The organism is Halomonas shengliensis (assembly GCF_900104135.1).
GTDB classification, from domain to species: domain Bacteria; phylum Pseudomonadota; class Gammaproteobacteria; order Pseudomonadales; family Halomonadaceae; genus Halomonas; species Halomonas shengliensis.
On sequence record NZ_FNIV01000002.1, the window covers coordinates 69,708 to 93,449 of the forward strand.

General features: G+C 69.5%; 15 protein-coding genes. 3 read left to right on the forward strand and 12 right to left on the reverse strand.

The genetic code is table 11. From position 1 onward, the window contains the following. Position 1 precedes the first annotated feature (1 nt). The 10 genes from BLP95_RS02965 to pilM all read right to left on the reverse strand — a co-directional run bounded on the left by BLP95_RS02965 (position 2) and on the right by pilM (position 14,949). Positions 2 to 1,657, reverse strand: coding sequence for a CTP synthase (locus tag BLP95_RS02965; RefSeq protein WP_089676958.1), 1,656 nt, complete (start codon positions 1,655 to 1,657; stop codon positions 2 to 4). Positions 1,658 to 1,942: 285 nt separating this feature from the next. Beyond that, a complete protein-coding gene (locus BLP95_RS02970; protein WP_089676959.1) occupies positions 1,943 to 3,361 on the reverse strand; it encodes an FAD-dependent oxidoreductase in 1,419 nt (472 codons plus the stop codon). Positions 3,362 to 3,434: 73 nt separating this feature from the next. After that, complete coding sequence (gene gltB / locus BLP95_RS02975) at positions 3,435 to 7,886, reverse strand: glutamate synthase large subunit (protein ID WP_089676960.1); 4,452 nt, start codon at positions 7,884 to 7,886, stop codon at positions 3,435 to 3,437. A gap of 458 nt (positions 7,887 to 8,344) precedes the next feature. Further along, entirely contained in the window at positions 8,345 to 9,451 is a 1,107-nt protein-coding gene (aroB, locus tag BLP95_RS02980) for a 3-dehydroquinate synthase (RefSeq protein ID WP_089676961.1), read from the reverse strand. Between the two features lie 3 nt (positions 9,452 to 9,454). Then, a complete protein-coding gene (gene aroK, locus BLP95_RS17045; RefSeq protein WP_089676962.1) occupies positions 9,455 to 9,997 on the reverse strand; it encodes a shikimate kinase AroK in 543 nt (180 codons plus the stop codon). After that, entirely contained in the window at positions 9,997 to 12,078 is a 2,082-nt protein-coding gene (locus BLP95_RS02990) for a type IV pilus secretin PilQ (protein ID WP_089676963.1), read from the reverse strand. The genes aroK and BLP95_RS02990 overlap by 1 nt, the downstream gene beginning before the upstream one ends. A gap of 63 nt (positions 12,079 to 12,141) precedes the next feature. After that, positions 12,142 to 12,684: a pilus assembly protein PilP gene (locus tag BLP95_RS02995; RefSeq protein ID WP_089676964.1), complete on the reverse strand. Its 543-nt coding sequence runs from the start codon at positions 12,682 to 12,684 to the stop codon at positions 12,142 to 12,144. After that, complete coding sequence (locus BLP95_RS03000; protein ID WP_089676965.1) at positions 12,681 to 13,304, reverse strand: type IV pilus inner membrane component PilO; 624 nt, start codon at positions 13,302 to 13,304, stop codon at positions 12,681 to 12,683. Before BLP95_RS03000 ends, BLP95_RS02995 begins: the two co-directional genes overlap by 4 nt. Beyond that, positions 13,301 to 13,891, reverse strand: coding sequence for a PilN domain-containing protein (locus tag BLP95_RS03005; protein WP_089676966.1), 591 nt, complete (start codon positions 13,889 to 13,891; stop codon positions 13,301 to 13,303). The genes BLP95_RS03000 and BLP95_RS03005 overlap by 4 nt, the downstream gene beginning before the upstream one ends. Continuing rightward, a complete protein-coding gene (gene pilM / locus BLP95_RS03010; protein ID WP_089676967.1) occupies positions 13,888 to 14,949 on the reverse strand; it encodes a type IV pilus assembly protein PilM in 1,062 nt (353 codons plus the stop codon). Before pilM ends, BLP95_RS03005 begins: the two co-directional genes overlap by 4 nt. 259 nt (positions 14,950 to 15,208) lie before the next feature. Between pilM and BLP95_RS03015 the strand changes: the two genes are divergently transcribed. After that, entirely contained in the window at positions 15,209 to 17,734 is a 2,526-nt protein-coding gene (locus BLP95_RS03015) for a penicillin-binding protein 1A (protein WP_089676968.1), read from the forward strand. 101 nt (positions 17,735 to 17,835) lie between these two features. On the opposite strand, the gene BLP95_RS03020 is transcribed toward BLP95_RS03015, so the two are convergent. After that, on the reverse strand, positions 17,836 to 19,104 hold the full coding sequence (locus tag BLP95_RS03020) for a malic enzyme-like NAD(P)-binding protein (RefSeq protein ID WP_089676969.1): 1,269 nt from the start codon (positions 19,102 to 19,104) through the stop codon (positions 17,836 to 17,838). A 189-nt stretch (positions 19,105 to 19,293) separates the two neighbouring features. Further along, positions 19,294 to 19,506, reverse strand: coding sequence for a 50S ribosomal protein L31 (gene rpmE / locus BLP95_RS03025; RefSeq protein ID WP_023004843.1), 213 nt, complete (start codon positions 19,504 to 19,506; stop codon positions 19,294 to 19,296). Positions 19,507 to 19,526: 20 nt separating this feature from the next. Here rpmE and BLP95_RS03030 point away from each other — a divergent pair, with 20 nt between their 5' ends. Continuing rightward, positions 19,527 to 21,908 (forward strand): primosomal protein N', encoded by a 2,382-nt coding sequence (locus BLP95_RS03030; protein WP_089676970.1) that lies wholly within the window; start codon positions 19,527 to 19,529, stop codon positions 21,906 to 21,908. A 148-nt stretch (positions 21,909 to 22,056) separates the two neighbouring features. Further along, positions 22,057 to 23,742: an arginine--tRNA ligase gene (gene argS, locus BLP95_RS03035; protein ID WP_089676971.1), complete on the forward strand. Its 1,686-nt coding sequence runs from the start codon at positions 22,057 to 22,059 to the stop codon at positions 23,740 to 23,742.

Consider the following 23,742-nt stretch of genomic DNA (forward strand, 5'->3'; position numbering starts at 1 on the left):
ATCACTCCTGGTGGGAGGACTGGGCGCGGGTCCGCGCCGCCTTGTGCTCCAGCGCGGCGTTGACGAAGCCGGTGAACAGCGGATGGCCATCGCGCGGCGTGGAGGTGAACTCCGGGTGGAACTGGCAGGCGACGTACCAGGGATGGTCGGGCAGCTCCACGACCTCCACCAGGGAGTTGTCGACGCTCTTGCCGGAAACCACCAGGCCCGCCTGCTCGAGCTGCTCGACGAACTGCTCGTTGACCTCGAAGCGGTGGCGGTGGCGCTCGACGATCTCGTCGGCTCCGTAGGCCTCGCGGGCCTTGCTGCCGGCCTTGAGCTGGCACACCTGGCCCCCCAGGCGCATGGTGCCGCCGAGGTCAGAGGCCGCGTCGCGCAGCTCGACCTTGCCCTCGGGGCTCAGCCACTCGGTGATCAGGCCCACCACCGGGTGCAGGGTGTCGTGGGTGAACTCGGTGGAGTTGGCGTCCGCCCAGCCGGCCACGTGGCGGGCGAACTCGATCACCGCCACCTGCATGCCGAGGCAGATGCCGAGATAGGGGATGCCGTTCTCGCGGGCGAAGCGGGCCGTTTCGATCTTGCCCTCGACGCCGCGCTCGCCGAAGCCGCCGGGCACCAGGATGGCGTCCTTGCCGGCCAGGCGCTCGGTGCCGTGGCGCTCGATGTCCTCGGAGTCGATGTAGTCGACGTTGACCTTCACCCGGGTCTGGATGCCGGCGTGGATCAGCGCCTCGTTGAGCGACTTGTAGGCGTCGAGCAGCTCCATGTACTTGCCGACCATGGCGATGTTGATCGACTTGAGCGGGTTGAGCTTGGCGTCGAGCACCTTGACCCACTCGGAGAGGTCGGCCTCGTCGGCGGTAAGGCGCAGCTTGTCGCAGACGATCTCGTCCAGGCCGTGCTCGTGGAGCATCAGCGGGATGCGGTAGATAGTGTCGGCATCCTGGAGCGGGATGACCGCGCGCTCCTCGACGTTGGTGAACAGCGCGATCTTGCGCCGCTCGGTCTCCTCCAGCTCCACCTCGCTGCGGCAGATCAGGATGTCCGGCTGGATACCGATGGAGCGCAGCTCCTTGACGCTGTGCTGGGTCGGCTTGGTCTTGGTCTCGCCGGCGGTCTTGATGTAGGGCACCAGGGTGAGGTGCATGAAGATCGCCCGACTCGCCCCCAGCTCGCTTCTGATCTGGCGGATCGACTCCAGGAAGGGCAGCGACTCGATGTCGCCCACGGTGCCACCGATCTCCACCAGGGCCACGTCGAAGCCCTCGCCGCCCTCGTAGACGCGGCGCTTGATCTCGTCGGTGATGTGCGGGATCACCTGCACGGTGCCGCCCAGGTAGTCGCCGCGGCGCTCCTTGCGCAGCACGTGCTCGTAGACCCGGCCGGTGGTGAAGTTATTGCCCTGGGTCATCTTGGTGCGGATGAAGCGCTCGTAGTGGCCAAGGTCCAGGTCGGTCTCGGCGCCATCCTCGGTGACGAACACCTCGCCGTGCTGGAAGGGGCTCATGGTGCCCGGGTCCACGTTGATGTACGGGTCGAGCTTGAGCATGGTGACCTTGAGGCCGCGCGCCTCGAGAATCGCCGCCAGCGAGGCCGACGCGATGCCCTTGCCGAGAGAGGACACAACGCCGCCGGTCACGAAGATGTATCGTGTCATGGAGAACCTGTCGAAACGTGATCGGTAGGCCCGGCAGGAAGCCGCGCCAGGATGGGTCGACAGGATAGCAGAGGGCGACCTTGGTCTCAATTTCGGGCTATGGCACCCTGTGCCCGACATGTCATCAGAGCCCACTCGGGGCTGCTCTGGCGGCAAGCCTGCGAGGAGGCGCTGTGAATACCTCCCTGTACGCTACCTCGGCCATCCCTGGTCCTCGGACCTCCTCTTCGGCTTGCCACCAGCGCCCCTCGCTCCTTGCCACTTCATACCGGCTTCAAGCCAGCCTTACACCCCCAGGTAGTCCAGGATGCCCTCGGCGGCCTGGCGCCCCTCGTAGATAGCGGTGACCACCAGGTCCGAGCCGCGCACCATGTCGCCGCCGGCGAAGATCTTCTCGTGGCTGGTCTGGAAGGCGAACTCGCTCTGCTCCGCGGCCTTGACCCGGTCGCGCTCGTCGACCTCGACCCCTGCCGTCGCGAACCACTCGGGTGGGTCGGGCTGGAAGCCAAAGGCGATGACCACGGCGTCGGCGGGGATCACCTCCTCGGAGCCCGGCACCACCTCGGGGCGGCGGCGGCCGTTCTCGTCGGGCTCGCCCATGCGGGTGCGCACCACCTTGACCCCCTCGACCTTGCCCTCGCCCACCACGGCGACGGGCTGGCGGTTGAACAGGAACTCCACGCCCTCCTCGCGCGCGTTGGCCACCTCCTTGCGCGAGCCGGGCATGTTCTCCTCGTCGCGGCGATAGGCGCAGGTGACGCTGGTGGCGCCCTGGCGGATCGAGGTGCGGTTGCAGTCCATCGCGGTGTCGCCGCCGCCCAGCACCACCACCCGCTGGCCCTTGAAGGAGATGTACTCGCCCGGGTCCTTCTCGAAGCCCAGGCAGTGGTTGACGTTGGCGATCAGGAAGTCGAGGGCCTTGTAGACGCCGGGCAGGTTCTCGCCGGGGAAGCCGCCCTCCATGTACTTGTAGGTGCCCATGCCCAGGAACACCGCGTCGTACTCCTCGAGCAGGCTGTCGAAGGTGATGTCGCGGCCGATCTCGACGCCGAGGCGGAACTCCACCCCCATCTCCTCGAACACCGCGCGGCGACGCTCCATGACGTTCTTCTCGAGCTTGAACTCGGGGATGCCGAAGGTGAGCAGGCCGCCGATCTCGGGGTTGCGGTCGAACACCACCGGCTTGACGCCGTTGCGCACCAGGATATCGGCACAGCCCAGCCCCGCCGGGCCGGCGCCGACCACCGCGACGCGCCTGTCGGTCCAGCTCACCTGGGACATGTCCGGGCGCCAGCCCATGGCGAAGGCGGTATCGGTGATGTACTTCTCCACCGAGCCGATGGTGACGGCACCGAAGCCGTCGTTGAGGGTACAGGCGCCCTCGCAGAGGCGGTCCTGGGGGCACACCCGTCCACACACCTCGGGCAGCGAGTTGGTCCGGTGACACAGCTCCACCGCCTCGAGGATGTTGCCCTCGCTGACCAGCTGCAGCCAGTTGGGGATGTAGTTGTGCACCGGGCACTTCCACTCGCAGTAGGGGTTGCCGCAGTGCAGGCAGCGGTGCGACTGGCTGGCCGCCTCCTGGGGCTTGAAGGGCTCGTAGATCTCGGCGAACTCCCGCGAGCGGGTGCGGGCGTCGCGCTTCTCGGGGTCCTGGCGACCCACGTCGATGAACTGGAAATCGTTGCTCAGACGGTTTGCCATCTTGTCTCTCCTGGAAGTCCTGTCGGCCGCCCCGCCGGTGCCCGGCGGGGCGCATCACCTGTTGTCAGTGGCGCTATTCCGGCTGACGCCTGGATTGGGCCAACAGGCTGTTCAGGCTCGCCGCCTTGGGCTTCACCAGCCAGAAGTGGCGGGTGAAGTCGCTGAAGTCCTCGAGGATGGCACGGCCGCGGGCGGAACCGGTCTCCTCGACGAACTCCTCGATCACCTCGCGCAGGTGGCGGCGATGGGCTTCCATGGCCTCGGTATTGATGCGGTGGATCTCCACCAGCTCGTGGTTGTACTTGTCGACGAAGGTGCGGTCCTCGTCGAGCACATAGGCGAAGCCGCCGGTCATGCCCGCGCCGAAGTTGACCCCGGTCTCGCCGAGAACGGCCACCAGGCCGCCGGTCATGTACTCGCAGCAGTGGTCGCCGGCACCCTCGATCACCGCGTGGGCGCCGGAGTTGCGCACCCCGAAGCGCTCGCCGGCGGTACCCGCGGCGAACAGCCTGCCGCCGGTGGCGCCGTAGAGGCAGGTGTTGCCGACGATGGCCGTCTTGTGGCTCTCGAAGCGGCTGCCCTTCGGCGGGGTGATCACCACCTTGCCGCCGTTCATGCCCTTGCCGACATAGTCGTTGGCATCGCCCTCCAGATAGAGGTGCAGGCCGCGGGCGTTCCACACCCCGAAGCTCTGCCCGGCCACGCCGGTGAAGCGCGCGGTGACCGGGGCGTCCTCGAGGCCCGCCTCGCCGTAGCGCTTGGCGATGGCACCGGAGGTCAGTGCGCCCACGCTGCGGTCGCAGTTGGTGATGGTGAAGGCGAACTCGCCGCCGCTCTTCTGCTCGATGGCCTCCTTGAGCGCCTCCAGCACCTCCTGGTTCTTGGCGCCCGGGTCATGGGGCACGTTGCGGCTCACCTGGCAGAACTGCGGGGCCTGCGCCGGCACGTGGTCGTTGCCGAGCAGCGGCGTGAGGTCGAGCTTGCGCTGGGAGGCGGTCACCCCCTCGATCGTCTCGAGCAGGTCGGTGCGGCCGATCAGGTCGGTGAGCTGGCGCACGCCGAGCATGGCCATCAGCTCGCGCACCTCCTCGGCGATAAAGCGGAAGTAGTGCTTGACCATGTCCACGGTGCCGCGGAAGTGCTCGCCGCGCAGGTAGTCGTGCTGGGTGGCCACGCCGGTGGCGCAGTTGTTGAGGTGGCAGATGCGCAGGTACTTGCAGCCCAGCGCCACCATGGGCGCGGTGCCGAAGCCGAAGCTCTCGGCGCCGAGGATCGCCGCCTTGACCACGTCGAGGCCGGTCTTCAGGCCGCCATCGGTCTGCAGGCGGATCTTGTCACGCAGGCCGTTGATGCGCAGCGCCTGATGCACCTCGGGCAGGCCCAGCTCCCAGGGGGAGCCGGCGTGCTTGATGGAGGTGATGGGGCTCGCCGCGGTGCCGCCGTCGTAGCCGGAGACGGTGATCAGGTCGGCGTAGGCCTTGGCCACGCCGGTGGCGATGGTGCCGATGCCGGGCTCGGAGACCAGCTTCACCGAGACCTGGGCGTCCGGGTTGACCTGCTTGAGGTCGAAGATCAGCTGGGCCAGGTCCTCGATGGAGTAGATGTCATGGTGCGGCGGCGGCGAGATCAGGGTCACGCCGGGTACCGCGTAGCGCAGCCGGGCGATCAGCTCGTTGACCTTGCCGCCGGGCAGCTGGCCGCCCTCGCCGGGCTTGGCGCCCTGGGCCACCTTGATCTGCAACACCTCGGCGTTGACCAGGTAGGCCGGGGTGACGCCGAAGCGGCCCGAGGCGATCTGCTTGATCTTGGAGGAGCGGATGGTGCCGTAACGCGCGGCATCCTCGCCGCCCTCGCCGGAGTTGGAGCGCCCGCCGGTCTCGTTCATGGCCTGGGCGAGTGCCTCGTGGGCCTCAGGGGAGAGCGCCCCCAGCGACATGCCGGCGCTGTCGAAGCGCGGCAGCAGCGCCTCGACCGGCTCCACCTCCTCGAGGGGCAAGGGCTCTGCGGCCGGCTTCAGGCGCAGCAGGTCGCGCAGGGTGGCAGGATCACGCTCGTTGACCAGCGCCGCGAACGTCTTCCACTTGGCGTAGCTGCCCTCCTGTACCGCCTCCTGCAGCGACTTGACCACGTCGGGGTTGAAGGCGTGGTACTCGTGGCCGTGGACGTACTTGAACAGGCCGCCCTGGCTGATCCCCTTGCGCGGGATCCAGGCGTCGCGGGCGAGCAGCTCCTGCTGCAGCTGCAGCTCGGCGAAGCCGCTGCCCTGGATGCGCGAGGCCATGCCCGGGAAGCACAGCGCCATCACCTCGTCGTCGAGGCCCACCGCCTCGAACAGCATGGAGCCACGGTAGGAGGCCAGCGTCGAGATGCCCATCTTGGAGAGGATCTTGAACAGCCCCTTCTGCAGCCCCTTGCGGTAGTTCTCGCGGGCGTCGGCGGGGTTGCCGACCAGCTCGCCGGTGCGGTGCATGTCGGCCATCACCTGGTAGGCGAGCCACGGGAAGACCGCGGTGGCGCCGACGCCGAACAGCACCGCCATCTGGTGGGCATCGCGGGCGTAGCCGGTCTCCACCACGATGTTGCAGCGCGGGCGCAGCGCCAGCCGGCCCAGGTGATGGTGCACGGCGCCCACCGCCAGGGCGGCATGGATCGGCAGCTCGCCCTTGTCGAGGTCGGCGTCGGAGAGCACCAGGATCACCTTGCCATCCTGCACCGCCTGCTCGGCCTCGCGGCAGAGCTCGCGCAGGGCCGCCTGCAGGCCGTGGCGTTCGGGGTCGTAGGCCATGCGCAGCCGCTGGCTGGCGTAGGCCGGGTCCTCCTGCTCCACCAGGGCGGTGAACTTGCGCGGCGAGAGGATCGGCGTGGTCAGGATGATGCGGTGGGCATGCTCCGGGGTCGCCTTGAAGACGTTGCGCTCGGCGCCGATGCAGGTCTCCAGCGACATCACGATCGCCTCGCGCAGCGGGTCGATGGCCGGGTTGGTGACCTGGGCGAACTTCTGGCGGAAGTAGTCGGTAAGCAGGCGCGGCTTGGCGGAGAGCACCGCCATGGGGGTGTCGTCGCCCATGGAGCCCACCGCCTCCTGACCGCTCTCGCCCAGCGGACGCAGCAGCAGGTCACGCTCCTCGAAGCTGACCTGGAACATCTTCTGGGCCACCGCCAGGGCGTCGGCATCCATGTTGTGGAAGCTGGCCAGTTCGGTGAGCGCCGACTCCAGGTACTGCGCCTCCTGCTTCAGCCAGCGCTTGTAGGGGTAGGCCGACTTGAGGCGCTCGTCGATGTCGTCGGTATGCAGCACCTCGCCGGTCTCGGTGTCCACGGCGAGCACCTGCCCCGGCCCCACGCGGCCCTTGGCCACCACGTCCTCGGGGGCATAGGCGTAGGTGCCGATCTCCGAGGCCAGAGTGATGAAGCCATTCTTGGTGATCACCCAGCGCGCCGGGCGCAGGCCGTTGCGGTCGAGCATGCACAGCGCCTGGCGGCCGTCGGTCATCACCACCCCCGCGGGGCCGTCCCAGGGCTCCACGTGCATGGAGTTGTACTCGTAGAAGGCGCGCAGCTCGGCGTCCATCAGCTCGACGTTCTGCCACGCCGGCGGCACCATCATGCGCACCGCGCGGTGCAGCTCCATGCCGCCCATCAGCAGCACTTCGAGCATGTTGTCCATGCTGGAGGAGTCGGAGCCCACGGTGTTGACGATCTCGTCGAGCTCGGCGATGTCGGGCAGCCGCTCGCAGACGAAGTTCTCCTTGCGCGAGTTGGCCCAGCCGCGGTTGGCCTCGATGGTGTTGATCTCGCCGTTATGAGCCAGCAGCCGGAACGGCTGGGCCAGCGGCCAGCGCGGCGCGGTGTTGGTGGAGAAGCGCTGGTGGAAGACGCAGATGGCGGTCTCCAGTCGCTCGTCGCCGAGGTCATGATAGAAGGCCGGCAGGTCCACCGGCATCACCAGGCCCTTGTAGGAGAGCACCTTCTCGGAGAGCGAGCAGACGTAGAACTCCTCCTCGTCGCGCAGCGCCTGCTCGGCGTGGCGGCGCGCCATGAAGAGGTCAACCTCGAAGGTCTCGGCGCTGCCGTTCTTGCCCGGCTCCACGAAGAGGTGACGGATGCGCGGCAGGCACTCGAGGGCCATGGGGCCGCACACCGAGGCATCCACCGGCACCTCGCGCCAGCCGCGGATCACCAGGCCACGGGCGCGCAGCTCGCCCTCGAGCACCTCGGCGGCGCGGCCGGCGCGGGCGTCGTCATCGGGCAGGAACACCGCCCCCACCGCGAAGCGCTCGCCGAGGGTGACGCCCAGGTCCGTCTCGGCGACGTCACGCATGAAGGCGTCCGGCAGCTGCAGCAGCAGGCCGCAGCCATCGCCGGTCTTGCCGTCGGCGGCGATGCCGCCGCGGTGGGTCATGCAGGTGAGGGACTCGATGGCGGTACGCAGCAGCTCGTGGCTGGCACGGCCCTCCATATGGGCGATCAGGCCGAACCCGCAGTTGTCGCGGAACTCGCCGGGCTGATGAAGACCTCTGTTCATTGGCGCGCCTCGGTGAAGGTGGTTTTCTTGGCAGGAATCCCGTGCTATTTTAAAAAGTTTTTCTTTTTATGGGCTTGGCGCGAGTCTCGCGCCGTCCTGCGCGGCAAAAGGCCAACCAGCATAGCCAGCGCCCACGCTGCAGCGCAATGGAAAGCCCCTCCCCCTCGCACAAAAACCGTCGGCAAATCCGGTGGTTGCCCCACCCCCTCGAGACAAAAAAGCCCGCCACTCAACGACTTGCACACCCCATAAACGCAGTGCAAACGAAGCACGCCAGACACTAGACTTTGGTCTAATTTGTGCCGATTCCTCCATGCCGATAGCGCATGAGGCATGCCGATCGATCGCGATCTGGGCGCCGACGCGCGTCTTTCACCCAGCATAGACGAGCACGCCCGCGCCGAGATGGCGCGGGCGTGACGATCCGATGACGGGGAAACCGGAAGGCGGGGACGGGGTCAGCCGCGGGGAAAGTGCTCCAGCAGCTCCCGCAGGGTCGCCTCCGGGGTGGCGTCGTGGACGCAGGCGGCACCCAGGGCACGCAGCAGCACCAGGCGCAGGCGGCTGTCGATGTTCTTCTTGTCGAGGCGCATGCGGGCGAGGAAGTCCTCCACGCCCATGGCGGCCGGAGCGGCCGTGGGGAGCGCGGCGGCCTCGAGCAGCGCCTCGACCCGGTCGACGTCGGCCGACGCGAGCCAGCCCAGGCGCGCCGAGAGCTCGGCCGCCATCAGCATGCCGGCGCCCACCGCCTCGCCGTGCAGCCAGGCGCCGTAGCCCTGGTGCGCCTCGATGGCGTGGCCGAAGGTGTGGCCCAGGTTGAGCAGGGCCCGTACGCCCTGCTCGGTCTCGTCCGCGGCGACGATCTCGGCCTTGAGCGCACAGCTACGCTCGATGGCGTGGGCCAGGGCGGCCGGCTCCAGGGCACGCAGCTCGGGCAGTGAGCGCTCCAGCCAGGCGAGGAAGTCGGCGTCGCGGATCAGCCCGTACTTGATCACCTCGGCCAGGCCCGCGGAGAGCTCGCGGGCCGGCAGGGTGGCCAGGGTATCGGTATCGATCAGCACCGCCCGCGGCTGCCAGAAGGCGCCGATCATGTTCTTGCCCAGCGGATGGTTGACCCCGGTCTTGCCGCCCACCGAGGAGTCCACCTGGGCCAGCAGGGTGGTGGGCACCTGGATGAAGGCCACGCCGCGCTGGTAGCAGGCCGCGGCGAAGCCCACCATGTCACCGATCACGCCGCCGCCCAGGGCGACCAGGGTGCAGCGGCGGTTGAAGCCGGCCTCGAGCAGGGCGTCCCAGATGCGCGAGACATGCTCGAGGGTCTTGGTGGCCTCGCCGTCGGGCAGCACCAGCTCGCGCACCTCGGCGTCGGCGGGCAGGGCCGCCCGGCAGCGCTCGAGGTAGAGCGGCGCCACCGTCGCGTTGGTGACGATCATCACCTGGCGGCCGGCCAGCCAGGGCGCCAGGGCGGCGGGCGTGCCGAGCAGGCCGGGGCCGATATGGATGGGGTAGCTGCGGCTGCCCAGCGCCACCTCGAGGGTGCGCGAGCCGGAAGGGGTGTCGGTCATGGTTCAGGCCTTGGCTTGCAGGGGATCCACCAGCCGCGTCACGCGGCGGACGATGTCGTTGACCACCGAGCGCGGGCCGCGGCGGTCGGTGCGCACGGTGAGGTCGGCGGTGGCGCGGTAGAGAGGGTCGCGCACGCCGAACATCTCGCGCAGCACCGCCTCCTTGTCGGGGCGCTGCAGCAGTGGCCGGTTGCGGTCCTTGGCGGTACGCCTTAGCTGCTGCTCCACGGTGGTGTAGAGGTAGATGACGGTGCCCCGCTCGCGCAGCAGGCGGCGGTTCTCCTCGCGCAGCACGGCGCCGCCGCCGGTGGCGATCACCACGCCCTCGCGCCGGGTCAGCTCGTCGATCATCTGGGTCTCGCGGTCGCGGAAGCCCGCCTCCCCCTCCACATCGAAGATCCAGGGGATATCCGCCCCGCAGCGCGCCTGGATCTCGTGGTCGGTGTCGAGGAAGTCACGAGAAAGCTCGGCCGCCAGGAGGCGGCCGATGGTGCTCTTGCCGGCCCCCATGGGGCCGATCAGTATCAGGTTGGGTAGTGCCAGCATCAGCGAAGTGCCACGCCTTCATCCAGGATTCGTGGGGTAATGAATACCAGCAACTCTACCTTCTCGTCGCTCTGCTGGGTATAGCGGAAGAGATTGCCGAGCACCGGAATGTCCCCCAGGAAGGGCGTCTTCACCAGGTTGCGCAGCTCCTCAGTCTGCAGGATACCGCCCAGCACCACGGTCTCGCCGTTATCCACCAGCACCTGGGTCTCGATCTCGTTGGTGTTCACCGGCGGCTCCTCGCCGGGATTGAACTCGCCGAAGGAGTCGTTGGTGATGGCCACATCCATGATGATGCGATCATCCGGCGTGATCTGTGGCGTCACCTCCAGGGAGAGCACCGCCTCCTTGAAGTCCACCGCCGAGGCCCCGCTGGCCGCCGCCTCGCGGTAGGCGCGCTCCTGGCCCTGCTTGATCACCGCGGTGCTCTGGTTGGCGGTGATCACCCGCGGCTGGGAGATGGTGTAGCTCTTGCCATCGCTCTCCATGGCGCGCAGCTCGAGGTCCAGCAGCACGTCACCGGAGAGGTAGCCGAAGGCGAAGCTGGTCATGCCACCCACCCCACGGTCGGTGGAGCCGAAGTCCACGGCGAGGCCGCCCAGGCCGGAGATCGGCGAACCATCCGAGGCGCCACCCAGGTCGAAGCGGCTGCCGCTGCCCGAGACACCCCAGTTGACCCCCAGCTCCCGGGAGGCGCTGTCGCTGGCGATGACGATACGCGCCTCGATCTGCACCTGGCGCACCGCCACGTCGAGGCGCTCCAGGGTCGCCATGATGCTGTCGATCTGCTCGGCGGTGTCCTGGATCAGCAGGGTGTTGGTGCGCGGGTCCACCGCCACCTTGCCACGCTCGGTGAGCAGGCCGAAGCCGGCCTGGCCACCGCCACGCAGCAGGGCCGCGATGTCGTCGGCCTTGGCGTAGTTGACCTGGATATACTCGGTCTCCAGCGGCGCCAGGGTCTCGAGCTGCTCGCGGGTCTGCAGCTCCAGCTGCTCACGCTGGGCAAGCTCGGCGGCGGGCGCCACCACGATCACGTTGCCCTCCTGGCGGCTGGCCAGGCCGTGGCTCTTGAGCACCAGGTCCAGCGCCTGGTCCCAGGGCACGTCCTGGAGGTTCAGGGTCACTCGTCCCTGAACGCTGTCGCTGGCCACCAGGTTGAGCCCGGTGAAGTCGGCGATGATCGCCAGCACCGAGCGCACCTCGATGTCCTGGAAGTTGAGGGTGATGCGCTCGCCGGTATAGGGGAACTGTTCGCGCACCCGCCGCTCCTGTTCCTGGCGCGTCACCGGCTGGGCCTCGATGGTCAACTGGCGCCCGCTCTGGGTGGAGACCATGGCGTAGTCGCCGCTGCCCTCGATGTTGAGGGTCACGCCGTTGCGGCCCACCAGCGGGGTGATGCGCTGCAGGGGGGTGCCGAAGTCGCTGACGTCATAGACCTGGTCCAGGGAACGCGGCAGGTCGACGTCCATCAGCTCGGCGGTGATGCGGTTGCGCCCGCTCTCGCGCACCCGGGCGTCGACGCCGGCGCGGTCGAAGGTGACGATCAGCCGCCCGGCTCCGTCGCTGCCACGGCGGAAGTCGATGTCCTCGACGCTGGGGCCGCTGCTCACCGGCTGGCGCGGGGCCGGCTCGGTCGTGGACGCGGTGGTGGCAACGGTCGAGGGGGTGGCGGTGGTGGCCACCCCGGTGTCGGCGGCACCGCCGCCGATGGCCAGGCGCAGGCGATCACCCTGCTGGCGAGTGTTGTAGGGCAGCGGCCCGTCGAGGTCGAACACCAGCCGCGTGCGCGAACCGGCCTCCAGGGCGGTGACCTGCTGCACGCCACCGATGCCCAGGGAGTAGCGCCGCTCGGGAAGGCCATTGTCGGTCTCCATCAGGTCGATGGTGAGCCGTGCCGGATCGTCGATGCGGTAGCCGCGCACCTCGGGCACCGCCCCGACGAAGTCCAGATCCACCTCGAGCTCGCCACTGGGGCCCTGGCGGAAGTCGAGGTCCTGGAGCGTCGAGGCCGCCAGGGCCACCCCGGAGACCGCCAGCAGGGCGAGCGCCGCCGCTGCACGCTTGATGATGAGTGATCGCATGGTTCCCTTCCCCCCGCTTGATGCCACCCTCATACGGGCGGCTATCGCTTGCTGTGCTGTTGGTTATCTCTGGCCGGCGTCCTGGCCGTTGAGCTCGAGCCTGGTGGTGCGCTCGATCCAGCCACCACGACCGGTGGGCACCACCTCGACCAGCTGGACCGAGGACGAGGTGATGCTGACGATGCGACCGAAGTCGCTGCCCATGTGGTTGCCGACATAGAGGCGATGCACCTGGCCGTCCGGTGCCCTCACCAGCGCCGAGGGCTGACCATCCTCCACCAGGGTCCCCACCAGGCGGAGCTCGGAGAGGCGGTAGGCCTCGAGGGTCTCCCGCGGGCGGGTCATGTCGGGCGCCAGCTCCTCGGAGCCCTGGGCCTGCTCCTCGGCCTCGGGCAGGCGAGCCACGAAGGGGCTGCGCTCGTCGGCCGCGGTGTAGGGCACCGGCTCGTACTCGGGAATCTCAGGCAGCTCGACGTTGGGCGTCGGGCCGGGGTTGTTGCGGATATCGGCCAGCTCGCGGTCGAGGCTAGCCAGCTGTGGGTCGGCGCAACCGGCCAGGGCCAGCAGCACCGCGGCGCCGAGAAGGGGTACCAGCCGATACGTCATGAGCCACCCTCCTCTCGCTGGCGATAGCTGTAGGTGCGCGCCAGCATCGACAGGCGCAGGTCCTGGCCGTTGCTGCCCTCGGGGGTCAGCGTCATGTCATGCAGGGTGACGATGCGTGGCAGGCCGGCCACGCCGGCCAGGAAGGAGGCGATGCGGTGGTAGTCGCCGCGTACCTGGATGTCGAAGGGCTGTTCGACATAGTGCTCCCGCGCCGCGGTGCCACGCAGGCGGATGTAGTCGATGGCCAGCTGGTTCTCCAGCGCCGTCTCGGTGATGTTGTCGATCAGCGCGGGCACCTCGGCGCCGCTGGGCAGCATCTCGCGCAGGGTATCCATGCGCGCCTCGAGCACGCCCATCTGTTCGCGCATCGCCTCGAGGTTGGCGGCCTGGGCCGCCTTGCTGCGGTAGTCGCGGATCAGCTGGGCCTCCTGCGAACGAACCTGCTCCAACTCTTCCTTGGCGGGGCCGGCCAGGTACCAGTGCATGCCGGCGAAGGTGATCCCCAGCAGCAGCAGGCACAGCACCAGCTGCAGCGACCAGGGCCAGATGCCGGCCTCCTTGATGTCCAGTTCGCGCCAGTCCAGCTCGCGCAGGCGGCGCATCTCTGCCTTGAGACTCATGACCCCTCCCCTTCACCGCCACCCTCGGCGGTCGTCGCGCTGGATTCCGGCGGCATGCGCTGGCTCATGCTGAGGCTGAAGCTGCGACGCTCGCCGCCCCCCTCGGCCTCCACCGCGGAGAGCACCGGCTCGGTGAAGGAGGCCGCCGCCGCCAGGGCACGCAGCTGGTCGGAGACCTGGCCGTTATTCTCGGCACGACCGGAGAGGCGCAGGCTGTCGCCCTGGCGATTGAGCTGGGTATAGTGCACCCCCTCCTCGAGGCTCTCGGTGAGGTCGTTCATCACGTGGACCGTCTGGGTGCGCCCGTTCTGCAGCTCGGTGAAGACCCGCACCTGCTCGAGCATCTGCTCGCGGATCTGTTCCAGTTCGCTGATCTCGCGGATCGCCGAGTCGAGCTGGCGGCTCTGGGCCTCGATATGGGCGTTGCGCTGGCGCTGGGCCTCGACCTCCTCCTGGTAGTACCAGGTCATGCCGTAACCGCCACCGAGCCCGAGCAGGGCGGCGAGGCCCAGGGTCACGTAGAAGCGCTTGCTGCGGCGGGCGCGCTGCTCCTCGCGCCACGGCAGCAGGTTGATCTCGATGGTCATGGGCGCGCCCTCATTGCCAGGCCGCAGGCCGTGAGCATCGCCGGCGCATCACCGGAGAGGGTCTGCACGTCGATGCGGTTGGTGACCTTCATGCGCGCCAGGGGGTTGGCGATGGTGACCTCCATGCCGCTCTCCTGGGCCAGGCGCTCGGCCAGTCCGGGGAGCACGCTGGAGCCGCCGGCCAGCACCATGTGACGCACCTCCTGCTTGCGCCCGGCGGTGTAGTAGAGCTGCAGCGAGCGCCCCACCTGCTGCACCAGGGTGTCGAGGAAGGGGTCGAGGACGCTGCGCTGGTAGTCCTCCGGCAGGCCACCGCGCTTCTTGGCCAGGCCCGCCTCGTCGAAGCTCAGCCCGTAGCGATTGCGGATCTCCTCGGTGAGCTGGCGCCCGCCGAAGACGGTGTCACGGCTGTAGACCACGCGCCCCTGGCGAAGCACATGGAAGGTGTTCATGGTGGCGCCGATATCCACCAGCGCCACGCAGTCGTCGTCGCCGGCCAGCGCCGGCAGCTGGTGACGCACCTCGGTGAAGGCGCGCTCCATGGCGAAGGTCTCGACATCCACCGCCGCCGGGGTCAGGCCGGCCTGCAGCACGGCGTCGGTGAGCTGGCTGACATCCTGCTGGCGACAGGCCACCAGCAGCACGTCCTGCTGGTCGGCGTAGCGGGCGTTGAGCCCCAGACGCTGGAAGTCGAAGGCGACCTCGCTGAACGGAAAGGGGATATGCTTGTCTGAATCGAGCTGGATGCGCGCCTCGATCTCGTCGTCGCTGAGCGAGGCCGGCAGCGTCAGGGTCTTAGTGATCGCCGCGCTGGCCGGCACCGCCACCACCGCCTTGCGGGTGTGCGGCTTGGCCTGCTGGACGGCACGGGTGAGGGCGTCGACCACCTCGCCCATGTCATGGATGCGCCGCTCGACCACCGCGCCCTCGCGCAGCGGGCGGACGGCATAGCTTTCCACCTGATAAGTGGCGCCAGCACGCCGGAGTTCCACGAGCTTGACCGTGGCCGAGGTGATATCGACGCCGATCAGTCCCTTGCTGGATGCCATCAATCGCATCTCGGTCCTGCCCCTGCTGAGTCACGCGGCTTTTCCGCCTTGTCATGGTGCCTGCCGTTCCTGGCGCTGGCAGGGCTTCCTATTTTTCCCATCCTGTAAGCATGAGGTTACATGATCTTGCCAAGTCTCACACGGTAAACATTGGGCGTGCACGGTCAACGCTGGTGACCCCCGCCCCGGCTTCCTATAATGGCGGCGCAACCGAGCGTCACCTTCACCTCCTTTCCGCTCACGCCCCCTGCACGGACACCGCCTTTACATGACGTTTCTCAGAACCCTGCTCTTCTCCCTGGCCTGGCTCGTGGTCTCGCTCACCGCCGCGGCCGGGCTGGGCGTGGTGGGCGCCGCGCTCTACTTCGCCCCCGGCCTTCCCGACGTGCGCCAGCTCCAGGACGCCGAGCTGCACTCGCCGCTGCGGATCTACACCCGCGACGGCAAGCTGATCGGCGAGTTCGGCGAGGAGCGCCGTCTGCCGATCGACTATGACGAGATCCCGCGGACCTTCATCGACGCCCTGCTGGCCGCCGAGGACGACCGTTTCTTCGAGCATCGCGGGGTCGATCCCATGGGGCTGGCGCGCGCCGCCTCTGAACTGGTCGCCAGCGGCGGCGAGATCCAGTCCGGTGGTTCCACCATCACCATGCAGGTGGCACGCAACTACCTGCTGACCCTGGACCGCACCTTCACCCGCAAGATCCGCGAGATCCTGCTGGCGCTGCAGATGGAGCAGGTGCTGAGCAAGGAGGAGATCCTCGAGCTCTACGTCAACAAGATCTTCCTCGGCCACCGCGCCTACGGTATCGCCGCCGCCTCCGAGATCTACTACGACCGCCCGCTGGCCGAGCTGACCCTGGCCGAGACGGCGATGATCGCCGGCCTGCCCAAGGCCCCCTCCAGCTTCAACCCGCTCTCCAACCCGGAGCGCGCGCTGATCCGCCGCAACTGGATCCTGTTCCGCATGCGCGAGCTGGGGCACATCGACCAGGCCGCCTACGACGAGGCGGTGCAGGCCCCGGTCACCGCCGAGCGCCACGTGGCCCAGGCCGAGGTGGATGCCGACTACGTCGCCGAGATGGCGCGCCAGTATGCCGTGGAGCGCTTCGGCGAGAGCGAGGCGTACACCGGCGGCTACCACATCACCACCACCCTGGACAGCGAGCTGCAGCCCATGGCGCGCCGCGCCCTAGCCCGGGGCCTGATCGAGTACGACACCCGCCACGGCTGGCGCGGCCCCGAGGAGGAGGAGATCCCCCAGAGCCTCGCCGAGGCCCAGGACCGCACCGAGCGCAGCGGCCTGGAGGAGGAGCTCGAGGAGTCCCCCGAGGTGCTCGAGACCGCCCGCCGCGCCGCCGAGCGCAGCGAGACCCGGGTCGAGGGCATCGACGGCGACGTCAGCAACTGGGTCCAGGTGCTGGAGCGCACCCCCCGCTACGGCCTGCTCCGCCCGGCCATCGTGGTGGAAAGCGAGGGACGCGAGATGCGCGTGCTGCTGCGCGGTGGCGAGCTGCGCACCATCGCCTGGGACGGCCTCTCCTGGGCGCGCGAGTTCCGCACCGCCCAGTACCGCGGCCCCGAACCGGGCTCCGCCGCCGAGATCGCCGGCCGTGGCGACCTGGTGCGGGTGATGGAGCGCGAGGACGGCAGCCTGCGCCTGGCCCAGCGTCCCGGCGCCGAGGGCTCGCTGGTGGTGCTCGAGCCCGACACCGGCGCCCTTCTCGCCCTGCAGGGTGGCTTCGACTTCGACGCCAGCAAGTTCAACCGCGCGGTGCAGGCCCAGCGCCAGGCGGGCTCGATCTTCAAGCCCTTCATCTACCTGGCGGCGCTGGAGAGCGGCCTGATGAACGCCGCCAGCGTGGTCAACGACGCCCCGGTGGTGGTCAACGACGGCAGCGACGAGCTGTGGCGCCCGGTCAACTCCAGCGGCGACTTCCTGGGCCCCATGCGCCTGCGCAACGCCCTGGCCCGCTCCCGCAACCTGGTGACCATCCGCGTGTTGCGCGAGGTGGGGCTGGACACCACCATCGACTTCCTCACCCGCTTCGGCTTCGAGAAGGAGCGGCTGCCGAACGGCCTGTCGCTGGCGCTGGGCAGCGCCAGCCTGACCCCGCTGGAGATGGCCAACGCCTACGCGGTGCTGGCCAACGGCGGCTTCCAGGTCTCGCCCTGGTTCGTCGAACGCATCGCCCAGGGAGAGACGCTCATCGAGGAGGCCCTGCCCGCGGTGGCGTGTCGCGACTGCGCCCCCGGCACCGAGGAGGTGACCCGCGGGGACCGGCGCTACCCGGTGGCCAGGCGCGTGGTGGACCCGGTCAACCTCTACATCCTGCGCGACATGCTGCGCGACGTGATCGAGAACGGCACCGGCCGCCGCGCCCTGGAGCTGGGTCGCGAGGACATCGTCGGCAAGACCGGCACCACCAACGGCCAGCGCGACACCTGGTTCTCCGGCTTCAACAGCGAGCTGGTGGCCACCGCCTGGGTGGGCAAGGACGACAACACCACCACCGCCGAATATGGCTCGAGCGCCGCCCTACCGGTGTGGATGCACTTCATGGGCGAGGCGCTGGAGGGCCAGCCGCCGGCGATGCCCGAGCCTCCCGCCGCCCTGGTCACCGCCCGCGTCGACCCGGACACCGGCCGACGCCTGCCCGATGGCGCCGGGGGCGGCATCAGCGAGATCTTCCACCCCGACCACCTGCCCAGCGTGCAGCCCCGCCAAGTGGAGCGCGAGGTGGAGCGGCGCAGCGGCTCCCAGGGCACCGGCACCTACGAGGCGATCTTCTGAGAGGCGGCAGGCGCCACCCGGCGCCTGCCACCCTGCCCGGACACGACAAGGCCGGCCCCGAGGGGCCGGCCTTGTCGTTGTGGCGACTGGCGTCTGCGGCATCAGCCGCCGTAGACGTCGTCCACGGTCTTCAGCGGGTAGTGGGCGGGATAGGGCTTGCGCGCCACCCCGGAGTCCACCGCCGCCTGGGCCACCGCCGAGGAGACGCGCTCCAGCAGGCGCACGTCCACCGGGGTGGGGATGATGTAGTCGCGGCCGAAGCTCATGCTCTCCTTCTCGTAGGCCACCAGCACCTCCTCGGGCACCGGCTCCCGGGCCAGGTCCTTGAGCGCATGCACCGCCGCCACCTTCATCTCCTCGTTGATGCGGGTGGCACGCACGTCCAGGGCACCGCGGAAGATGAACGGGAAGCACAGTACGTTGTTGACCTGGTTGGGATAGTCCGAGCGACCGGTGGCCATGATTACGTCGTCGCGCGCGGCGAAGGCGTCGGCCGGATGGATCTCCGGGTCGGGGTTGGAGCAGGCGAACACCACCGGGTTGGGTGCCATCTTCTTGAGCTGCTCGGGGGAGAGCAGGTTGGGTCCGGAGAGGCCCAGGAAGACGTCGGCGCCGTCGATGGCGTCGCCCAGGGTACGCTTGTCGGTCTCGGTGGCGAACATCGCCTTGTACTGGTTGAGATCCTCGCGCCCGCTGTGGATCACCCCCTTGCGGTCGAGCATGTAGATGTTCTCGGCACGCGCGCCGCAGCTGACCAGCAGCTTCATGCAGGCGATGGCCGCGGAGCCGGCCCCCATGCAGACGAAGCGCGCCTCCTCGACCGACTTCCCGGCGATGGCCAGGGCGTTGAGCATGCCCGCCGTGGTGACGATGGCGGTGCCGTGCTGGTCGTCATGGAAGACCGGGATGCTGCACTGCTCGATCAGCGTCTGCTCGATCTCGAAGCACTCGGGCGCCTTGATGTCCTCGAGGTTGATGCCCCCCCAGGTATCGGCGATGCGTGCCACGGTGTCGATGAAGGCCTGCGGGCTCTCGGCATTGACCTCGACGTCGACGGAGTTGATGCCGGCGAAGCGCTTGAACAGCACGCCCTTGCCCTCCATCACCGGCTTACTGGCCAGCGGGCCCAGGTTGCCGAGGCCGAGGATGGCGGTGCCATCGGAGATCACCGCCACCAGGTTGCCCTTGCCGGTGTAGCGGTAGGCGTTCTCGGGGTCGCGGGCGATCTCGCGCACCGGCTCGGCGACGCCGGGGCTGTAGGCCAGCGAGAGGTCGCGGGCGGTGGCGGTGGGCTTGGTCAGCTCGACGGAGAGCTTTCCGGGAATGGGCTTGGCGTGATAGTCCAGCGCTGCCTGTCTTGCGTCAGTCATGCTTTGTGTCCGCTCAGGGTGAAGTCGTGATCCAGAGTATAGAAAAAGTTTCCATATCTTTACAGCACCTTGCATAGCCGCCCGATCGGCGCTCATTCGACGCCATTGTCGACATTATTCCGGCCAGATACGCAAGAACCCGCCCAAGGGGCGGGTTCTTGTCACGCACGGCGAAGAGCCGCAACGCGATCAGCGCTTGAGCGCGGCGCCGAAGCGCTTGTTGAAGCGCTCGACGCGACCACCGGTGGTCGCCTGCTTCTGCTTGCCGGTATAGAAGGGGTGGCACTGGGAACAGACGTCCAGCTCCAGGTCGTGGCCGGCGGTGGAGCCGACCTCGAAGGTGGCGCCGCAGGAGCAGGTCGCGGTGACCGCCTTGTATTCGGGGTGGATACCTTGTTTCATCTTGGGCCTCGTTGCGCTGTATGCCGCCACCTGATCCATTGCCAGGCACCGCATACGGTTGTGATCCGGTTGCCGAGCAACCGCGGAAACTCACCAGGAATCCCCGCCACGCCGTATCGGCATTTCGGGGAGCGCCGCATTCTACCAGAGCCGCCACCGGAGGCCAATTGCCTGACTCCCCCGCCCCTCGGGTGCTGCGCGTCGCCGTGCCCTCGCCGCTGCGCCGCCTGTTCGACTACCGCCCCGCCCGCGAGGCGCCGCCCGGCGGCTGGGCGCCGGGACTGCGGGTGCGAGTGCCCTTCGGGCGCCGCGAGGTGGTCGGCGTGGTGGTGGCCTGCCTCGACCACGGCGAGCTGCCGCTCTCGGAGCTCAAGCCGGCGCTGGCCTGTCTCGATGAGGCCCCGCTACCGGCGGACTGGCTGTGGCTGTGCCGCTTCACCGCCCGCTACTACCAGCACCCGCTGGGGGATACCCTGCACCAGGCGCTGCCGGTGCTGCTGCGCCAAGGACGCCCCCTGGCCGGGCGCACCCGGGAGCGCTGGGCGCTCACCACCGCCGGCCGGGACGCCGGCCCCGAGGCCCTCGCCCGCGCCCCGCGCCAGGCGGCGCTGCTGGCCATGCTCGCCCAGCACCCCCACGGCCTGGCCAGCCAGGCGATCCTCGCCCAGGCCTTCAGCCGCGACCAGTTGCGCTCGCTGGCCGCCAAGGGGCTGATCGAGCGGCAGGAGGAGGCGCTGAGCGCACCGGCCCGCCCCGACGCCGACCACCTGCTGGCCGAGCCCGCCCTGCCCCTCAACCGCGAGCAGGCCCAGGCCCTGGCGGTGCTCCACGAGCGCCTCGATGCCTACCACCCCTGCCTGCTGGAGGGGGTAACCGGCAGCGGCAAGACCGAGGTCTACCTGCAGCTGATCGAGGCGGTGGTGGGACGCGGCCGCCAGGCGCTGGTGCTGGTGCCCGAGATCGGCCTCACCCCCCAGACCCTGGCGCGCTTCCGCCGTCGCTTCCGGGTGCCGGTGGTGGCGCTCCACTCGGGGCTCACCGACCACGAACGCCTGGACGCCTGGGAGGCCGCCGCCAGCGGCCGTGCGCCCATCGTCATCGGCACCCGCTCGGCGATCTTCACCCCCCTGGCGCGGCCCGGGGCGATCATCGTCGACGAGGAGCACGACGGCTCCTACAAGCAGCAGGACGGCCTGCGCTATCACGCCCGCGACCTCGCCGTGGCCCGCGCCCACCGCCACGCCATCCCGGTGCTGCTGGGCAGCGCCACGCCGTCGCTGGAGAGCCTCGCCCTGGCCCGCCGCGGCGACTGGCGCCACCTGCCGTTGACCCGGCGCGCCACCCGCCACGCCCCGGCGGCGCTGGAGCTGCTCGACCTGCGCGGCCGACGACGCCTGGGCGGCCTCGCCCCGCCGGCGCTGGAGGCGATCGCCGAGACCCTCGACGCCGGCCACCAGGTGCTGGTGTTCATCAACCGCCGCGGCTTCGCCCCCACCCTCGCCTGCCACGCCTGCGGCTGGCTGGCCGAGTGCGACGCCTGCGACGCCCGCATGACCCTGCACCGCCGGCCGCCGCTGCTCGCCTGCCACCACTGCGACCGCCGCCGCGCCCTGCCCGAGGCCTGCCCCGAGTGCGGCAGCATCGACCTGCGCCCCCTGGGCAGCGGCACCGAGCGCACCGAGGAGACCCTCGCCGAGCGCTTCCCCAAGGTGCCGGTGCACCGCATCGACCGCGACAGCACCCGTCGTCGCGACGCCTTCGAGGCGGTCCTCGCCGAGGTGCGCCGGGGCGAGCCCTGCCTGCTGGTGGGCACCCAGATGCTGGCCAAGGGGCACCACCTGCCCCACGTCACCCTGGTGGTGGTGGTCAATGCCGACGCCGGCCTCTACGCCAGCGACTTCCGCGCCCTGGAGCAGGGCGCCCAGCTGCTGGTACAGGTGGCCGGCCGGGCCGGGCGCGCCGCCCACCCCGGCCGGGTGCTGGTACAGACGATGCACCCCGACGACCCCCACCTGCGCCTGCTCGCTGAGCGCGGCTACGCGGCCCTGGCCGACCGCCTGCTGGAGGAGCGCCGCGCCGCCGCCCTGCCGCCCTTCCGCTTCCTCGCCCTGCTGCGCCTGGAGAGCGCCCGGGAGGAGGCGGTGGGCGAGCTCGCCCGGCGCGCCGCCACGGCCCTGCGCGGCTGGCTGGCCGAGCGCAAGCTCGCGGTAGACTGCCTGGGGCCGGTGCCGGCTCCCATGGAGCGCCGCCAGGGCCGCTACCACCTGCAGCTGATGCTCGGCGCCGAGCGGCGCAGCACCCTCCACGAGGCCGGCGCCTGGCTGGCCGCCTGGCTCGAGGCCACCCCCGAGGCGCGCCGGGTGCGCTGGTCGCTGGATATCGACCCCCAGACGCTGAGCTGAGCGTCGCCCTTTAAAGCCGCCCCACAATTGCCGATAATGGCCAGCCGCGCCGCCAAGGCTCCCCATCCATGCCCGCATCGCACGAGCGCCTCGTCACCGCCGGTTCATCGGCCGCTCGCCGCGACGCCACAGGACATTCCGACGCCTCATGAAAGAGACCATCGTTGCGCTGCTCGAGGACGCCCTCGACTCCCTCCGGCAGCAGGGCGTACTGCCCGCCGACCTGTCCCCGACCATCAAGGTCGACCCCACCAAGGACAAGACCCACGGCGACTACGCCTCCAACCTGGCCCTGATGCTGGCCAAGCCGGCGGGCCGCAAGCCCCGCGAGCTGGCCGAGGCGCTGGTCGGCGCCCTGCCCGAGAGCGACGCGGTGCAAAAGGTGGAGATCGCCGGCCCCGGCTTCGTCAACTTCTTCGCCGCCACCGATGCCGCCGCCCAGGTGGTGCGCCAGGTGCTCGACTCGGGTGACGCCTTCGGCCGCAGCCTCACCGGCCAGGGCCGCAAGGTGCAGGTGGAGTTCGTCTCCGCCAACCCCACCGGCCCGCTTCACGTGGGCCACGGCCGCGGCGCGGCCATCGGCGACTGCCTGTGCCGCCTGCTGGAGGCCACCGGCCACGACGTCACCCGCGAGTTCTACTACAACGACGCCGGCGCCCAGATCACCAACCTGGCGCTCTCGGTGCAGGCGCGCGCCAGGGGGCTCGACCCCGAGGACGCGGGCTGGCCGGCAGATGGCTACCGCGGCGGCTACATCATCGACGTGGCCAACGCCTACCTCGCCGGCGAGACCGTCCACGCCGACGACCGCCACGTCACCGCCCAGGCGGACCCCGACGACCTGGCGGCGATCCAGGAGTTCGCCGTGGCCTACCTGCGCCGCGAGCAGGATCTCGACCTCAAGGCCTTCGGTGTGCATTTCGACGTCTACTTCCTGGAGTCCTCCCTCTACCGCGACGGCAAGGTGGAGGCGACCGTCGAGCGCCTGATCGAGAAGGGCCACACCTACGAGCAGGATGGCGCCCTGTGGCTGCGCACTACCGACTTCGGCGACGACAAGGACAGGGTGATGCGCAAGTCCGACGGGCAGTACACCTACTTCCTGCCCGACGTCGCCTACCACCTCGACAAGTGGCAGCGCGGCTTCGAGACGGTGATCAACGAGCAGGGTGCCGACCACCACTCCACCGTGACCCGGGTGCGCGCCGGCCTGCAGGCCCTGGAGGCCGATATTCCCAGGGGCTGGCCCGATTACGTGCTGCACCAGATGGTGATGGTCACCCGCTCCGGGGTCGAGGTGAAGCTCTCCAAGCGCGCCGGCAGCTACGTCACCGTGCGCGACCTGATCGACGAGGTGGGCCGCGACGCCACCCGTTTCTTCCTGGCCGCGCGCCGCGCCGACTCCCAGCTCACCTTCGACATCGACCTGGCGCGCTCGCAGTCCAACGACAACCCGGTCTACTACGTGCAGTACGCCCACGCCCGGGTGTGCAGCGTGGCGCGCAAGGCCGAGGCCGAGGAGAAGCCCTTCGACCACGCCCTGGCCATGCAGAGCCTGGCCCTGCTGGAGGCCGACCAGGAGAAGGCGCTGCTCAACCGCCTGGCACGCTTCCCCGAGGCCGTGGAGCACGCCGCGGCCTCCCGTGAGCCCCAGCAGATCGCCCAGTACCTGCTCGACCTCGCCGCCGACTTCCACACCTGCTACAACGCGGTGAAGGTGATGGTCGAGGACGACGCCCTGCGCAACGCCCGGCTGGCGCTGGGCCTGGCCACCCGCCAGGTGCTGCGCAACGGCCTGGACCTGATGGGAGTCGGTGCCCCGGAGGAGATGTAA

Excerpts from the sequence above, each read along its gene's own strand:
- BLP95_RS02965 (WP_089676958.1), bottom strand. The coding sequence starts at position 1,657 with ATGACACGATACATCTTCGTGACCGGCGGCGTTGTGTCCTCTCTCGGC.
- BLP95_RS02970 (WP_089676959.1), bottom strand. The coding sequence starts at position 3,361 with ATGGCAAACCGTCTGAGCAACGATTTCCAGTTCATCGACGTGGGTCGC.
- gltB (WP_089676960.1), bottom strand. The coding sequence starts at position 7,886 with ATGAACAGAGGTCTTCATCAGCCCGGCGAGTTCCGCGACAACTGCGGG.
- aroB (WP_089676961.1), bottom strand. The coding sequence starts at position 9,451 with ATGACCGACACCCCTTCCGGCTCGCGCACCCTCGAGGTGGCGCTGGGC.
- aroK (WP_089676962.1), bottom strand. The coding sequence starts at position 9,997 with ATGCTGGCACTACCCAACCTGATACTGATCGGCCCCATGGGGGCCGGC.
- BLP95_RS02990 (WP_089676963.1), bottom strand. The coding sequence starts at position 12,078 with ATGCGATCACTCATCATCAAGCGTGCAGCGGCGGCGCTCGCCCTGCTG.
- BLP95_RS02995 (WP_089676964.1), bottom strand. The coding sequence starts at position 12,684 with ATGACGTATCGGCTGGTACCCCTTCTCGGCGCCGCGGTGCTGCTGGCC.
- BLP95_RS03000 (WP_089676965.1), bottom strand. The coding sequence starts at position 13,304 with ATGAGTCTCAAGGCAGAGATGCGCCGCCTGCGCGAGCTGGACTGGCGC.
- BLP95_RS03005 (WP_089676966.1), bottom strand. The coding sequence starts at position 13,891 with ATGACCATCGAGATCAACCTGCTGCCGTGGCGCGAGGAGCAGCGCGCC.
- pilM (WP_089676967.1), bottom strand. The coding sequence starts at position 14,949 with ATGCGATTGATGGCATCCAGCAAGGGACTGATCGGCGTCGATATCACC.
- BLP95_RS03015 (WP_089676968.1), top strand. The coding sequence starts at position 15,209 with ATGACGTTTCTCAGAACCCTGCTCTTCTCCCTGGCCTGGCTCGTGGTC.
- BLP95_RS03020 (WP_089676969.1), bottom strand. The coding sequence starts at position 19,104 with ATGACTGACGCAAGACAGGCAGCGCTGGACTATCACGCCAAGCCCATT.
- rpmE (WP_023004843.1), bottom strand. The coding sequence starts at position 19,506 with ATGAAACAAGGTATCCACCCCGAATACAAGGCGGTCACCGCGACCTGC.
- BLP95_RS03030 (WP_089676970.1), top strand. The coding sequence starts at position 19,527 with ATGCCGCCACCTGATCCATTGCCAGGCACCGCATACGGTTGTGATCCG.
- argS (WP_089676971.1), top strand. The coding sequence starts at position 22,057 with ATGAAAGAGACCATCGTTGCGCTGCTCGAGGACGCCCTCGACTCCCTC.